The organism is Parvibaculum sp. (assembly GCF_049671045.1).
Taxonomy (GTDB): domain Bacteria; phylum Pseudomonadota; class Alphaproteobacteria; order Parvibaculales; family Parvibaculaceae; genus Parvibaculum.
The window spans coordinates 13,977-28,664 of record NZ_JBATUH010000052.1 but is presented as its reverse complement, the minus strand read 5'-3'; the positions used below and the strand labels follow the sequence as shown (position 1 = coordinate 28,664).

Genomic DNA, 14,688 nt, shown 5'->3' with positions numbered 1-14,688 from the left:
GCGAAGAGCCCGGCCGAGATCGCCATCTCGATCATGGCCGAGATCACGGAGGTGCTCCGCACATGATCTTCGAAGAGATGGAAAGCGCAAAGGCCGAGGGCGCGATCCTCGCCCATTCGCTCCGCGTGGGCGCTGCAACCTTCAAGAAGGGCCGCGTCCTGACGGCCGGCGACGTCGAGGCCCTGGGGCAGGCGGGCATTGCGCGGGTGACGGCCGCGCGCCTCGAAGCGGGCGACGTGCCGGAAGATCAGGCCGCCGCCGAACTCGCCCACGCCCTCGCCGGGCCGGGCCTGCGCGTCGGCGAGCCTTTCACCGGCCGCTGCAACCTCTTCGCCGAGGCGGATGGCGTGCTCGCCTATGAGCGCGAGCGGATCGACGCCATCAACCTTCTCGACGAGGCGCTGACGGCCGCGACGCTCGCCCCGTTTGAAACCGTCGCCGCCCGCCAGATGGTCGGAACCGTCAAGGTGATCCCCTTCGCGGCCCCCCGCGCGGCCCTCGACAAGGCAGTCTCGCTCGCAAGGTCGGGCGGGCCGATCCTCACACTTCATCCCTTCCGCCCGCACAACGCCGCGCTCGTCATGACGAGACTCCCCGCGACGAAGGAAAGCGTGCTCGACAAGACGCATGACGTGCTCGCGGCCCGCCTCGCCGCCATGGGAAGCCGCATCGGCAAGGAATATCGCTGCGCGCATGAGGAGGCCGCCGTGGCCCATGCGGTAGCCGACGCACTCGCGGAAGGCTTCAGCCCCGTCCTCGTTTACGGCGCCTCCGCCATCACCGACCGCCGCGACGTGCTCCCCGCCGGGATCGCAAGAGCGGGCGGCGAGATTCTCCATTTCGGCATGCCGGTCGATCCCGGCAATCTGATGCTGCTCGCCCGCCACGGCACGACGCCGGTGCTCGGCCTGCCCGGCTGCGCCCGTTCGCCGAAACTCAACGGCTTCGACTTCGTGCTCTCGCGCCTGCTGGCGGGAATTTCTGTCACCCGCGAAGATGTGATGCGCCTCGGCGCGGGCGGCCTTCTGAAAGAAATCGCCTCCCGGCCCCAGCCGCGCGACGGAACCGGCAGCGCGGCCGCCGCCAAGCCCTCCGCCCCGCGCGTCGCGGCCCTTGTCCTCGCCGCGGGCCGGTCGAGCCGCATGGGCGCCGCCAACAAGCTCACCGCCGAAATCGAAGGCAAGCCCATGCTCGCCCGCGTCGTCGATGCGGCGCTCGCCTCGGTCGCCTCATCGGTCACGGTCGTCACCGGACATGAGGACAACGAGGTACGCGCGGCCCTTGCCGGCCGCGCCGTCCGCTTCGTCCACAATCCTGACTATGCCGAGGGACTTTCGACCTCGCTCCGCGCCGGTGTGAGTGCGCTTCCCGCCGATATCGACGCCGCCGTCATCTGCCTCGGCGACATGCCGGACATTTCAGCAAGGCATATCGACCGGCTCGTCGCGGCATACGATCCCGACGAGGGCCGGACCATCTGTGTACCGACCTTTTCGGGCAAGCGCGGGAACCCGGTTCTCTGGGGCGCGCGCTACCTCGCCGAAATGCAGGACCTCAAGGGCGATGTCGGCGCCAAACATCTCATCGGCGAGCATGAGGACGCCGTCTGCGAGGTGCCGATGCCGGACGCCGCCACGCTGACCGACATCGACACGCCGGAGGAAATGGCACGGCGCCGCGGTGCATAGCGGCCGCGCGGCAGGGCGTCAGAGCGGCAAGACCGCGCCTGCCCGCGCGCCGAGCTTCAGCGCGTTCTTGCCGAGCTCGACTTCACCCGTGGAGATCAGCGTCTCGCCCGCATTCGCCGGCAATTCATATCCCGCCTCATTGCGTCCGAGATTGAAGACGCAGAGAAGCCTCTGCCCCTCTGACATGCGCTCGAAGGCGAGGATCGCATCGCCCGCCGCCTCGACGAAGCGTATGTCGCCGGTGACGAGCGCAGGCTGCTGCTTGCGAAAATGGATGAGGCGGCGCGCGAAAACGAGAACGGAGGTCTCGCTGCGCTCCTGGGCATCCACCGCGCGCGAGCAATGATAATCCGGAACCGGAAGCCACGGCGCACCGCTCGTGAAGCCCGCTTCATGCGCCACGCTCTCCCATGGCATCGGCGTGCGGCAACCATCCCGCCCCTTGCCGAAGGGGAAATAGAGATCGCCGACCGGGTCCTTGATCCACTTCCGTTCGAGGTCCGCCTCCGGCAGCCCCAGTTCCTCGCCCTGATACATGAGCACCGTGCCCTTGAGCGTCAGGAGGAGCAGCAGCCCGAGCTTCGCCAGCGCGTCGTCGCCCCGCCCGCCGCCCCAGCGCGTCACCGGCCGCACCACATCGTGATTGGAGAATGTGACGCACGGCCAGAGATGCTCGAGCGGCATCAGAAGCTCGTCGTAGTAAGTGCGGAACACTTTGGGCTTGAACGACCTGTCCTCGATGAAGTCGAACGTATAGCCGGTGTGAAGCCGGTCCATCCCGCCGGCATAGATGCCGAACATGGAAGGCTCCTCCGAGAATTCGCCGAAGGCCAGCCGATCCTTGTACCCGTCCATAACCTTCCGTACACGCCGCATCGCCCATTCGTTTTCAGGTGTGTTCGCATCATGAATGTGGCGTTGAAGGCGCGGCGCGTGCGACCAGTTCGCGAAAGTCCGCTCGGCCATGGGCACCGGCGGATTGTCACCAAGATGCTCGTCATGCACATAGGAATTCGCCACGTCGAGGCGGAAACCATCGACCCCGCGATCGAGCCAGAAGCGCAGCACGTTCATGCAGGCATCGACCACATCGGGATTGTGGAAGTTGAGCTTGGGCTGGCTCTTGAGAAACTTGTGAAAATAGTATTGCCGCCGCAGCGGATGCCACGACCACGCAGCTCCGCCAAAGGCGGCGAGCCAGTTGTTGGGCGGCGTGCCGTCCTCGCGCGCCTCCGCCCACACATACCAGTCCGCCTTCGGATTATCGCGACTTAGCAGGCTCTCCTGAAACCATGGATGCTGGTCGGACGTATGGCTCAGCACCTGATCGAGGATGAGCTTCATGCCGCGTGCATGAACCTCTTTCACCAGTCGGTCGAAATCCTCCATCGTCCCCATTTCAGGCGCGATGGCGCAATAGTCGGAGACGTCATAGCCGAAATCGCGATTGGGCGAGGGATAGATGGGCGAGAGCCAGATCGCGTCGGCGCCGAGCGAGGCGACATAGTCGAGCTTGCGCTCGATGCCCTTGAGATCGCCGACGCCATCGCCATTCGTATCGAGAAAGCTGCGCGGATAGATCTGATAGACAACAGCTCCCTGCCACCACGGCGTCCTGCCCTCTGCGCGGCTCATGCGCGTCTCCCCCTTGTCCGGAATATTGGATGATCCGTCCGTACCCGTCAGTTCAGCATGGCGACGGGCGCGAGCGTCGGCCCGATCTCGTCATGAATGACGAGATCGGCAATGGCGTCGAGTTCGGTCGGATCACGATTGAGGATCACGAGCGTCGCGCCGTTGCGCTTTGCGATGATGGGAAAACCCGCCGCCGGATAGACCTGAAGCGACGAGCCGATCGCAAGAAACACATCGCAGGCAAGCGTTGCCTCTTCCGCGCGGCGCATCTCCTCCTCCGGCATGGCCTGGCCGAAGGATATGGTCGCCGATTTGACGATGCCGCCGCAGGCGCGGCAGTTCGGCGCCTCGCCGTTTGCCTCGAAAATCACGCGCACTTCCTCGAGTTCGTAGCGGAGACCGCAATCGAGGCATTTCGCATAGGTGCCGTTTCCGTGCAGCTCGATGATCTTTTCCGCGGGCACGCCGGACAACTGATGCAGATTGTCGATGTTCTGCGTGATGACATGGCTGACCTTGCCGATATCGACGAGCCGCGCGATCGCCATGTGCCCCTTGTTGGGTTCCGCGCGCGCGATGGTCTTGTCGATCTCGAATTTGCGCCGCCAGGCCTCGCGCCTGATTTCGGCCGAGCGGATGAAATCGCCGAAGTCGATCGGCGCCATCTTCGTCCAGAGCCCGCCGGGACTGCGAAAATCGGGAATCCCGGACTCGGTGCTGATGCCCGCGCCCGTGAACACGACGACGCGCCGCGCCGCGTCGATCATCTGCTTCAGCTCGTTGCGAATGGCTCACCTCCCGAAATGCCAATGCGAAGAAAGTGATGCCGATGAAATCCCGCCTTCAGGAACAGGCGCAAGGCCGGAAGCGGGCGTCGGCATTGGCCATTGGTTTTTTGACCTCATGGCCCATATGCGGAATTATGCGGACAAACGCATTGAAATCAAACAACGACCACGGAATCCGGCCGATGAAATACCTTCATACAATGGTTCGCGTTCTCGACCTCGACAAGTCACTCGAGTTCTATTGCAAGCATCTGGGGCTTGAGGAACTCGGCCGCTACGACAACGAGCAGGGCCGCTTCACGCTGGTCTTCCTCGCCGCGCCCGGGCAAAGGGAAGCCCAGATCGAACTCACCCATAACTGGGATCCCGAGACGCTTGGCGAAGGCCGGAATTTCGGCCACCTCGCCTATGAGGTCGATGACATATACGGCCTGTGCGAAAAGCTGATGAAGGCGGGCGTTACCATAAACAGGCCGCCCCGCGACGGCCGCATGGCCTTCGTCCGCTCGCCCGACAACGTCTCGATCGAGCTTCTGCAAAAGGGCCCCGCCCTTCCCGTCAAGGAGCCCTGGGCGTCGATGCCCAACACTGGCCATTGGTGAGCCGCCGGGTGTAGGATTTTGCCATGCGCAGGACATGGACATATCTCGCGGCGGGCCTTGTCGGAGGCGCCGCCCTGCTGTCGGCCTCCCTCGCCAGCGCGGGGGGTGGCCTCACGGTCGGCGAGGCACTCTCCACCGGCCCCGCGATCACCACACCGCTCTTCGTCGGACCGGGTCCCTTCGATGGCGACCCGCCGCCTCCGGGCCATCCGTGCCAGAAGGTCGTGCGCGATGGCCCCACGGCCGATGGCCGCATGGCGCATTGGAGTGCGATGCAGTGCTACGACGCTTCCGGCCACCCCTATATCGTGGGCGGCAGCGAGCGCATCGAAAGCTATTACTGAAAATCCTGGCGGGAACCGCACGGGATATTGCGCCGCGCATGCCGAGAAAGAAGGAGCCGCGATCGGCGGCGCCAGTATCTTCATAAGTATCTTCATAAAGGGTGCAGCTTGAACGAAACGAGTTGCACCATGACAAACCAGCCAACCAATTCATTCGGCCGGCCTGAGGCTTGACGAAGATTTCGTCAGGCGCGCGATGGCCATGCGCGACGATCCGGCCTATCTCGAGCGGGTCGGCGCTGAGCCGGCAAATTAATTTGTATGCGTACTATTCCGAGCGCTCAATTGAAGAGAACCCGGATCGTTGCACCTCTCCCCGCTCTGCCGCTTACGACGCCGACGGAGTGATTTGACCCGGATCAACTTTGCGTGAGCGCCTTTCGATGCCCAATAGCGGCTGCTAGGTTGGCGCCCTGGCCCCATCGACTGTATGCCCGGAGCGTCTGTCGTTGCGCGAATTGAGACGGCCACGATCGAATCAGCTTATTGGGACGTAGGGGCAGATGACTCATTTTCGGGGGAAGTCGGCCATCGAGCAATCGATGGTTGTCGGACGCGTGTGCGAGAAGCGGCGCGGGGCGTTGTCGAATCCGGTTGCAGGCTTTGTGATTGGTCTGGCCGCGATCGGCCTTTCGGTCCAGGGGGCAAGAGCAGCCGATGCGACATGGAGCGGCGGCGTTTCCGGCCAGTGGGGCGATCCTTTAAACTGGAGTGGTGGCGTCCTTCCGGATGGCACGGCGACTTTTTCCGCCACCGGCGCCTCCACTATCACGCTGCCACCCTCACCAGTTGTGAATTCTGCACTGGTCCCGACCTCCGTCGACGCGATGGTTTTCGATGCCAGCGCTCAGGCTTATACGTTCAAGATAGGCGTCACCAACGTTGCATTGTTGACGTTTACGGGCGCGGGAATTGTCAACAACTCCTCCAATCAGCAGACGTTCATCAACGGCCTTGGGCTGTACTTCCTGAACAGCAGTTCCGCTGGTACTGCATTCATATCCAATCTCAGCGGTTTGGATTTTCGCGACACGAGTTCCGCCGGGAATGCCACGATCGTCAACAATCCGGGCGTGTTCCTGAATTTTTCCAGCTCGAGCACTGCCGGCAACGCTACGATCACCAACCACAATTGGCTGGGTTTCTACGATACGACCACGGCCGGCAATGCCTCGATCAATAATGCTGCCGATGGGACAATTTACTTCGTGGACAGCTCGAACGCCGGCAGCGCCACGATCGTCAACGACGGCACAGTCACCTTTTCCGACCCTCTTCAGTCCTTCTCCAGCAGTAACACCAGCGCCGGCGACGCCACGATCACCAACAACAATGTTCTCGAATTCAGTCGGCGCAGCACCGCCGGCAATGCCACCATCGAGAACAATGGCTCCGTGACGTTTTTCAATTTTTCTACCGGCGGGTACGCCGCGATCACCAACGGCGCGAGTGCGGTGATCGATTTCTCTGCCAGTGCCGGATCCAACTCCGATCACATCTTGTCCATAGGCTCGACAGCAGGAAGTGGAAATATCTATCTGGGGGAAAACCAGCTTGCCGTGGGAGGCAATGGCCTCTCGACCGCCTTTGCCGGCGTGATAAGCGATTGCGGCTCAGGGGCCGCCTGCCTGACGCCGGCTCTCGGCGGCTCGCTCGCCAAAGTCGGTGCTGGCACGTTGACCCTTTCGGCCACAAACACCTACACGGGCACGACCGAGGTGTCGGACGGTGTGCTCCTGGTGGATGGCAGCATCGCCACGTCGAGCGGCGTGTCGGTCAAAAGCGGCGGCACTCTCGGCGGTGTTGGCACCCTCTCGTCCACCAGCGTCGAATCTGGAGGTGTCCTTGCGGCTGGCAACGCTTCGCTCGGCACGCTTTCGGTTGCGGGAAATTTGGCCTTTCAGGCGGGGAGTACATACGCAGTCGATTTGACGCCGTCCGCCAGTGACAAAACGGTCGTGACCGGCACGGCAGCACTTGCCGGCACGGTGCAGGCAAACTTTGCTTCGGGTTCCTACCTGCGCAAGAGCTACGTGCTCCTGTCGGCCTCAGGCGGGCTTGGCGGCACCAAATTCAGTGCGCTCAATGTCGTCGACGCGCCGGCTTTGAAGGCCAGCCTTGCCTATAGCGCGACCGATGTCAGCATCGATCTGACTGCCGCCATTGCCGAAACGAGCGGACTGAACCGCAACCAGCGGGCGGTGGGCACGGTCATCGACAACGCCTTTAACAGTGGCGGCGGCATTGGCCCTGACTTCGCGACGCTTCTCGGCCTGCCGCAGGAGGAACTCGCAAACGGGCTGACGCAGCTTTCAGGCGAAACGGCCGCCGATGCGACGCAAGCGCCGTTCAATGCGATGAACACGTTCCTTGGCCTGATGCTCGGGAATACCGGCGAGCAACGTGGCGCAACGGCGCCACTCGCTTTCACGCAGCCAGACGAGTTGCCTGCCATTGCCACTGCCTTTGCCGAATCCGGTTCGACAAGCTCCGACCACCAGTTCGGACAGCAGAAACCGAATTACGCGTTCTGGGGTTCGGTCTATGGGGGTCAGGCAGATGTTGATGGTGATACCGCCGTCGGTTCAAACGCCGTCAGCGACGATGTTCGCGGCATCGCGGTTGGTGTCGACTACACCATAACCCCGGATACGCTGGCCGGATTTGCCTTGTCGGGCGGCTCGACGTCGTGGAGCCTCGACAATGGTCTTGGCGGCGGCGACAGCAATATATTGCAGGCCGGCGTGTACGGAAAGACGCGCATGGGACCGGCTTACCTGGCAGGCGCGCTCGCCTACGCCTTCCACGACTCCAGCACCGACCGCACAGTGACGATTGCTGGCACTGACCAGTTGGCGGCCGACTTCGACGTCGATGCGGTCGGCGCAAGGGTTGAGGGCGGCTATCGGCTCGACACGCCATGGTTGGTCCTTACGCCTTATGCCGCGGTTCAGGCGCAGGCTTTCCACACGCCGTCCTATAGCGAGTATGCCAAGTCCGGATCGGCGACGTTCGCGCTCGACTATGCCGCGGAAACAACAAGCACGATGCGCACCGAAATCGGCACGGGGCTGGACAGGGCATTCGCCCTGGCTGATGCCGGATCGCTGATCCTGCAGGGGCGCGCTGCCTGGGTGCATGACTTCAACAATGATCGCCGGATTTCAGCAGGGTTTCAGACGTTGCCTGGCGCAAGCTTTACGATTGACGGTGCCAAGCGCGCCAGCGACGGCGCTCTGCTCTCGGCTGGCGCGGAGGTCAAGTTGACAAGCGGGTTGTCGCTGGGCGGCAGGTTCGACGGCGAATTCTCCTCGAGTGGCAGTGCATATGCCGAAACTGTCAATCTGAGGTACGAATTGTAACTGGCGGGAAAGGCGAAACATTCTTGAACGCCGGTCCTCACGCAAGTTTACCGTCGACGATGATTGTCTGAATTCTGGCGACTGCGCTGCTGACATCTGGCTTTACCCAGCTCGTCATTGTCGTCGCACGAAGGATGGTCCACAGCGCCGAAACCCGTTGCCTGGTTTCGGCGCCGTCCGCCGTCAAGGCGGTGGCGTAGAGCCCGGTCCTGTTTGCCGGGCGCGCCCTTTCGTTACCGCTTCTCTGTTTGTTTCAGCTCAAGCACTGCTCATGCATCGCCAGCCGAGAAGGGCGATGAGCGTGCCAGTCATTTGACGGCGCTGCGCAGCACGCCGGCTGAAGCCGGGGCGCGACCGGCCCGGCGCGCAGCAGGCGCTCGGAGCCATCGACGCGATCGACGAGAACCTGCAACGGAACAAAAGCGAGCGAAGTTGAACGCATCGCCAGAAAAAACTTGAACGGCTGTCGAACGGATTGGCGTTGAACGCGCTAAGCCATTGAAAGCAGTGGTACGCCCTAGGGGAATCGAACCCCTCTTTCCAGAATGAAAATCTGGCGTCCTAACCGATAGACGAAGGGCGCACGCTGCGTTTCGAGCCTTGCGGCCCGCGCGAGATCCCAAACGGGTCCGCAGCCGGGCTTATAAGGGCAGGCGCGCCTCCTGACAAGTCCTTGCAGACAAAAGAGTTCAGGGTGTCGCATCCCGCGTCGGCACGGCATCCTCGATGGTGAACTGGACATCCCTCCGACCGCGCCAGTCATCCGCCTTGAGCCGACCGGCGACGTGGATCAGGCCGGCTCCCCGGTCGGTGAGAATGCGGCCCAGCGGCGTTTCCGATGCCCTGAAGGCAATGCCCTTGAGCCGCGCGCCGTCCTCCCCGGTCAGGATGCAGCGCACATGTCCCTGCCCCACAATATCGGCATGCGCAACGCGCATCGCGGGGACGGCAAATCGCGGCTCGGGATTGCCTGCGCCATAAGGTCCCGCCTGTTCGAGAAGGTCGAAAAGCTCGCGGCTCGCGCCCCGCGCGCTCAACGCGCCATCAAGCCTCAGCGCGCGTGATTCGGACGCAGCCGCCACCTGTTCCGAGAGCCTCGCATCGAGAAACGCGGTAAGCGCGTCGAGCCTCTCCTCGCGAAGGGTGAGCCCCGCCGCCATGGCGTGCCCGCCCCCATTGACGAGCAGCCCCGCTTCGAGCCCCGCGGTCACGGCGCGCCCGAGATCGACGCCCTGAATGGAGCGGCCCGAGCCCTTGCCTTCGCCCTTTTCGTCGAAGGCAATGACGATGGAAGGCCGCTCGTAGCGATCCTTGATGCGGCTCGCCACGATGCCGATGACGCCCGGATGCCAGCCCCGCGCGGCAGCCACGATGAGCGAAGGCAGGGAATTGCGTCGCGAGGCGCCGAGCGCCACATCGACCTGCGCCAGCGCCTCTTCCAGCACCTGCGCCTCGATCGCCTGCCGCTCCTTGTTGAGCACGTCGAGCTCCATCGCGATATCCGCGGCCTCGTCCGCGCTCTCGGTCGTCAGCAGTCGCGCGCCGAGATCAGAGCGACCCACGCGCCCGCCCGCATTGACGCGCGGCCCGAGCAGGAAGCCCAGATGATAGGTGCCCGGCATGCCGTCGAGCCGCGCCACATCGGCGAGCGCCTTGAGGCCGACATTGCCCCGCCGCGCGAGAACGCGAATGCCCTGCGCGACGAAGGCGCGATTGAGGCCGACGAGCGGCACCACGTCGCAAACCGTGCCGAGCGCCACGAGATCGAGAAAGCCGAGGAGATCGGGCTCGTCATGCGTTGCGAACCAGCCGCCCTCGCGCAGCCTGCGATTGATCGCGACGAGAAGGAGGAAGACGACGCCCACCGCCGCGAGCGTTCCCTGCCCGCTCGTGTCGTCGAGCCGGTTGGGATTGACGAGCGCAAAGGCGGGCGGCAGCGCGGGCTCGGCCTGATGATGATCGACGACGACGATCTCGAGCCCCGCATCGGCGGCAAGGCCAAGCGCGCGATGCGCCATCGTCCCGCAATCGACGGTGATGACGAGGCCAATGCCTTCTTCCTTCAGGCGCAGCAGCGCGGGCGCATTGGGCCCGTAGCCTTCGCGGAGACGGTCGGGAATATAGATGCGTATGTCGCGGCCGATCGCCTTGAAATAGCGCTTTAGGAGCGCGCTCGACGTGGCGCCGTCCACGTCATAGTCGCCGAACACGGCAACGCGCTCGCCGCTCATGATCGCATCGGCAATGCGGCCCGCCGCCCTGTCCATATCGGTGAGCGTGGAGGGATCGGGCAAGAGCGTCCTGAGGCTCGGCGCGAGATAGGCCGCGCATTCCTCGGGCGTCACGCCGCGCCCCGCAAGCACGCGGGCCACGATTTCCGGCAGGCCCTCGCGCTGCGAGATGGCGAGCGCCATGCGGTCGTCGGCGAGGCGGCTCACCCAGGCGCGGCCCGTCGCCGATCGCTCCACACCGAGAAAGGGTCTGGCGCCTGCGTTCAATTCTGCCGCCTCTCATTTCGGCGATCTGCCGCCGCCTGACGGAAGGACGGAAATCAGCCCCGCCTTACTTGAACTTCTCCATCGAGGGATGGAACGCCTTGACCCAGCGCACCGTGCCGGACGAAGAGCGCATCACGACCGAATGCGTGGTGATGCCGCCGCGCACATAGCGGATGCCTTCGAGCATGCTGCCATCGGTGACGCCCGTCGCGGCGAAGATCACGTCGCCCGACGCCATCTCCTCCATGCTGAACTTCTTGTTGAAGTCCTTGATGCCCATTTTTGCGGCCCGCGCCTTCTGCTCCTCGCTCGACGTCACGAGGCGGCCCTGCATCTGGCCGCCGATGCAGCGCAGCGCCGCAGCCGCGAGCACGCCCTCCGGCGCGCCGCCAACGCCCATATAGATGTCGATATGGGTGGCGGGATCGGTTGTGTTGATGACGCCCGCAATGTCGCCATCGGTGATGAGCGTCACGCGCGCACCCGTCGCGCGCACGGCGGCGATCAGCTCGGCATGGCGCGGACGGTCGAGGATGCACGCGGTGATCTGCGAGACATCGACCTTCTTCGCCTTGGCAAGCTCGCGGATGTTTTCGGCGGGCGGCGCATCGAGATCGACGAGGTGGTCGGGATAGCCGCCGCCAATGGCGATCTTGTCCATATAGGTGTCGGGCGCATGCAGCAGGCTTCCGCCTTCCGCCATGGCGAGCACGGCAAGCGAGTTCGGCATGGACTTGGCGCAGAGCGTCGTGCCCTCGAGCGGATCGAGCGCGATGTCCACCTTGGGGCCGTTTCCGGTGCCGACCTTCTCGCCGATATAGAGCATCGGCGCTTCGTCGCGCTCGCCCTCGCCGATGACGATGGTGCCATCGATGTCGAGGCGGTTGAGTTCCTTGCGCATGGCATCCACGGCAGCCTGGTCGGCCGCCTTCTCGTCTCCTCGCCCCGCCAGCAGGGATGAAAGCACCGCCGCCCGTTCGGTGACCCGCGTCACCTCAAGCGTCAGCATCCTGCTCAGGCCCTTTTTGACAGTCATCGCCCTATCCTTCATCGGCTCTTTTGAAATTGCTTAGCGTGATTCGCCTTCTTCGATACGGATCACGAGCGGGGTTCCCGCCACTTCCTGATGTTTTTCCAGATGCGCCAGCGCCTGGCGCATCGAACTCTCATCCGTCTTGTGCGTCACGAAGACGACGGGCATGCGCCCGGTATCGCCTTCCTTGCGCTCGCCGCGCTGCACGATGCGCTCGATCGAAACGGAGGCTTCGGCGAGCGCGCGCGTGATGTCGGCCATGCTGCCCGCGCGATCGACAGCGAGGAAGCGCAGATAATAGGCGCCCTGCACCCGGTCGATCCCGACCTTTTCCGGCTTCTTCAGATGGCTCGTCGGAACGATGAAGGGCGGCATGACGAGGCCGCGCGCGATGTCCACGAGATCGGAGAGCACGGCCGATGCCGTCGGCCCTTCGCCAGCGCCGCGGCCTTCAAGGATCAGGAGCCCGACGCGATCGCCGCGCACCGCGACGGCGTTGAAGACGCCCGAGACGGCCGCAAGCGGCGAGCCATCCGGCACCAGCGCCGGGTGGACGCGCTGCTCGATCCCGTCCGCCGTCTTTGTCGCGATGGCGAGCAGCTTGATCTTGTAGCCGAACTCCCGCGCGAACCTGATATCCGTGGCGGTGATCTTCTCGATGCCCTCGACATGAACGTTGTCGAAATCGACCTCGCGGCCGAAGGCGAGGCTCGCAAGGATCGCGAGCTTATGCGCGGCATCGATGCCGCCGACATCGAAGGACGGATCGGCCTCGGCATAGCCCAGCGCCTGCGCATCCTTCAGCACCTCGCCGAAGTCGCGGCCCGTCGCCTCCATCTCGGTGAGGATGTAGTTGCAGGTGCCGTTGAGAATGCCGATGACGCTGGTGATCTCGTTGGCGGCCAGCCCTTCGCGCAGCGCCTTGATGATCGGGATGCCGCCGGCGACCGCCGCCTCGTAATTGAGCGCTACGCCGTGCTGCTCGGCGCGCCGTGCAAGCGCGATCCCGTGATTGGCGATCAGCGCCTTGTTGGCGGTGACGACATGCTTGCCATTGGCGAGCGCCGTTTCGACTACCTCGCGCGCCACGCCTTCCGCGCCGCCGATCAGTTCGACAACCACGTCGATGTCGTCAGCGCTGGCGATCTTCCGCGCATCGTTTTCCCAGCGGACGTTCGACAGATCGACGCCGCGATCCTTTTTCGGGTCGCGCGCGCTCACCGCCACGAGGTCGATCGAGCGGCCGGCCGCGGCGGCGAGAAAATCCCTGCGCGCGGCCAGAATCTTGACCACGCCGACCCCGACGGTGCCGAGGCCCGCCACACCTATCCGAAGTGGTTTCGTCACGTCCGCCCCGCCCTCGTGCTTGGATGAGGAACAACATTGCCCTTGATACCCACCCGTTCCTCATATTCGGCAAGAATCTGGTCGGCGTTCTGCATCATGCGCTTCACGTTGCGCGCCGCCTGGCGGATGCGCTGCTCGTTCTCGACAAGGCCGATGCGGACATGGCCGTCGCCATATTCGCCGAAGCCGATGCCTGGCGCGACGGCGACGTCAGCCTGTTCCAGAAGTAGCGTCGCAAAACCGAGCGAGCCGATATGCCGGAACTTCTCCGGGATGGGCGACCAGGCGAACATGCTGGCCGGCGGGCTCGGAATGTTCCATCCCGCGCGAGACATGCTTTCGACGAGCACGTCGCGGCGGTGCTTGTAGGTCTGGCGGATTTCCTCCACGCAATCCTGCGGCCCGTTGAGCGCGGCCGTTGCCGCGACCTGGATCGGCGTGAAGGCGCCATAGTCGAGATAGGACTTCACGCGGCCGAGCGCGTTGATGAGGCGCTCGTTGCCGACGGCAAAGCCCATGCGCCAGCCGGGCATGGCGAAGGTCTTGGAGAGCGAGGTGAACTCGACCGTGCGCTCCTTCGCGCCCGGCACCTGCAGGATCGAGGGCGGCGGATTTCCGTCGAAATAGATTTCCGAATAGGCGAGATCCGAGATCACATAGATGTCGTGCTTGGCCGCGAAGGCGATGACCTCGCGGTAGAAGTCGAGATCGGCGACCTGCGCGGTCGGGTTCGACGGATAGGAAACGACGAGCGCCGTGGGCTTCGGCACGCTGTGCCTCACGCCGCGCTCGAGCATGTCGAAGAAGCCGGACTCGCTCTCGAAGGGAACGGAGCGGATGACCGCGCCCGAGATGATGAAGCCGAAAGCGTGGATCGGATAGCTCGGGTTCGGGCAGAGAATGACGTCGCCGGGCGCGGTGATCGCCTGGGCGAGGTTCGCGAGCCCTTCCTTCGAGCCGAGCGTCGCGATGACTTCGGTTTCCGGATTGAGGGTCACGCCGAAGCGCCGCTCGTAATAGGCGGCCTGTGCGCGCCTGAGCCCCGGAATGCCGCGCGAGGAGGAATAGCGATGCGTCTTCGGATCGCGCACCACCTCGATGAGCTTTTCAACGATATGGGGCGGCGTCGGCATGTCGGGATTGCCCATGCCGAAGTCGATGATGTCCTTGCCCTCGGCGCGGGCCTTGGCCTTGAGCTTGTTGACGCTCTCGAAGACATATGGCGGCAAGCGCTTGATGCGATGGAACTCTTCGCTCATGACCAGATCCTAAAACCGGCCTCCCGTTTCCATCGGAGGGAGGCTTTCCGATTCTCGTTCGAACCCTTTTGGGGCCCGTTTGCGGCCCGATTGTGGGAAGTGATGCTCGGGCGCCCTTATAACGCCAAAGCC

At 64.0% G+C, this 14,688-nt stretch carries 10 protein-coding genes and 1 tRNA gene; 4 read left to right on the top strand and 7 right to left on the bottom strand.

The features are described 5' to 3' along the window. On the top strand, nucleotides 1-1,688 hold a 1,688-nt coding region (locus tag WBG82_RS06770; protein ID WP_424422964.1), incomplete at its 5' end, for an NTP transferase domain-containing protein. 18 nt (nucleotides 1,689-1,706) lie between these two features. On the opposite strand, the gene WBG82_RS06765 is transcribed toward WBG82_RS06770, so the two are convergent. Beyond that, nucleotides 1,707-3,323, bottom strand: a complete 1,617-nt coding sequence (locus WBG82_RS06765) for an alpha-glucosidase family protein (RefSeq protein ID WP_424422961.1) — start codon at nucleotides 3,321-3,323, stop codon at nucleotides 1,707-1,709. A 47-nt stretch (nucleotides 3,324-3,370) separates the two neighbouring features. Then, nucleotides 3,371-4,090, bottom strand: coding sequence for an SIR2 family NAD-dependent protein deacylase (locus tag WBG82_RS06760; RefSeq protein ID WP_424422959.1), 720 nt, complete (start codon nucleotides 4,088-4,090; stop codon nucleotides 3,371-3,373). A gap of 203 nt (nucleotides 4,091-4,293) precedes the next feature. Between WBG82_RS06760 and WBG82_RS06755 the strand changes: the two genes are divergently transcribed. The 3 genes from WBG82_RS06755 to WBG82_RS06745 all read left to right on the top strand — a co-directional run bounded on the left by WBG82_RS06755 (nucleotide 4,294) and on the right by WBG82_RS06745 (nucleotide 8,419). Beyond that, nucleotides 4,294-4,713 carry a VOC family protein gene (locus WBG82_RS06755; RefSeq protein ID WP_424422956.1) on the top strand — a complete coding sequence of 140 codons (420 nt, stop codon included), beginning with the start codon at nucleotides 4,294-4,296 and terminating at the stop codon, nucleotides 4,711-4,713. A gap of 23 nt (nucleotides 4,714-4,736) precedes the next feature. Next, a complete protein-coding gene (locus WBG82_RS06750) occupies nucleotides 4,737-5,057 on the top strand; it encodes a hypothetical protein (protein ID WP_424422953.1) in 321 nt (106 codons plus the stop codon). Between the two features lie 503 nt (nucleotides 5,058-5,560). Further along, the gene (locus WBG82_RS06745) at nucleotides 5,561-8,419 is read left to right on the top strand and encodes an autotransporter outer membrane beta-barrel domain-containing protein (protein WP_424422951.1); all 2,859 of its coding nucleotides are present in this window, start codon (nucleotides 5,561-5,563) and stop codon (nucleotides 8,417-8,419) included. A gap of 508 nt (nucleotides 8,420-8,927) precedes the next feature. Here the strand turns inward: WBG82_RS06745 and WBG82_RS06740 are convergent. From WBG82_RS06740 to WBG82_RS06720, 5 genes are all read right to left on the bottom strand, one after another. Continuing rightward, nucleotides 8,928-9,002: transfer RNA gene (locus WBG82_RS06740), tRNA-Glu, on the bottom strand. 106 nt (nucleotides 9,003-9,108) lie between these two features. After that, on the bottom strand, nucleotides 9,109-10,917 hold the full coding sequence (gene recJ, locus WBG82_RS06735) for a single-stranded-DNA-specific exonuclease RecJ (protein ID WP_424422948.1): 1,809 nt from the start codon (nucleotides 10,915-10,917) through the stop codon (nucleotides 9,109-9,111). A gap of 64 nt (nucleotides 10,918-10,981) precedes the next feature. Further along, entirely contained in the window at nucleotides 10,982-11,953 is a 972-nt protein-coding gene (gene glpX, locus WBG82_RS06730; protein ID WP_424422946.1) for a class II fructose-bisphosphatase, read from the bottom strand. Between the two features lie 33 nt (nucleotides 11,954-11,986). Continuing rightward, on the bottom strand, nucleotides 11,987-13,297 hold the full coding sequence (locus WBG82_RS06725) for a homoserine dehydrogenase (protein WP_424422944.1): 1,311 nt from the start codon (nucleotides 13,295-13,297) through the stop codon (nucleotides 11,987-11,989). Next, on the bottom strand, nucleotides 13,294-14,556 hold the full coding sequence (locus WBG82_RS06720; protein WP_424422942.1) for an LL-diaminopimelate aminotransferase: 1,263 nt from the start codon (nucleotides 14,554-14,556) through the stop codon (nucleotides 13,294-13,296). Before WBG82_RS06720 ends, WBG82_RS06725 begins: the two co-directional genes overlap by 4 nt. Nucleotides 14,557-14,688 lie beyond the last annotated feature (132 nt).

Excerpts from the sequence above, each read along its gene's own strand:
- WBG82_RS06765 (WP_424422961.1), bottom strand. The coding sequence starts at position 3,323 with ATGAGCCGCGCAGAGGGCAGGACGCCGTGGTGGCAGGGAGCTGTTGTC.
- WBG82_RS06760 (WP_424422959.1), bottom strand. The coding sequence starts at position 4,090 with ATGATCGACGCGGCGCGGCGCGTCGTCGTGTTCACGGGCGCGGGCATC.
- glpX (WP_424422946.1), bottom strand. The coding sequence starts at position 11,953 with ATGACTGTCAAAAAGGGCCTGAGCAGGATGCTGACGCTTGAGGTGACG.
- WBG82_RS06755 (WP_424422956.1), top strand. The coding sequence starts at position 4,294 with ATGAAATACCTTCATACAATGGTTCGCGTTCTCGACCTCGACAAGTCA.
- WBG82_RS06720 (WP_424422942.1), bottom strand. The coding sequence starts at position 14,556 with ATGAGCGAAGAGTTCCATCGCATCAAGCGCTTGCCGCCATATGTCTTC.
- WBG82_RS06745 (WP_424422951.1), top strand. The coding sequence starts at position 5,561 with ATGACTCATTTTCGGGGGAAGTCGGCCATCGAGCAATCGATGGTTGTC.
- WBG82_RS06750 (WP_424422953.1), top strand. The coding sequence starts at position 4,737 with ATGCGCAGGACATGGACATATCTCGCGGCGGGCCTTGTCGGAGGCGCC.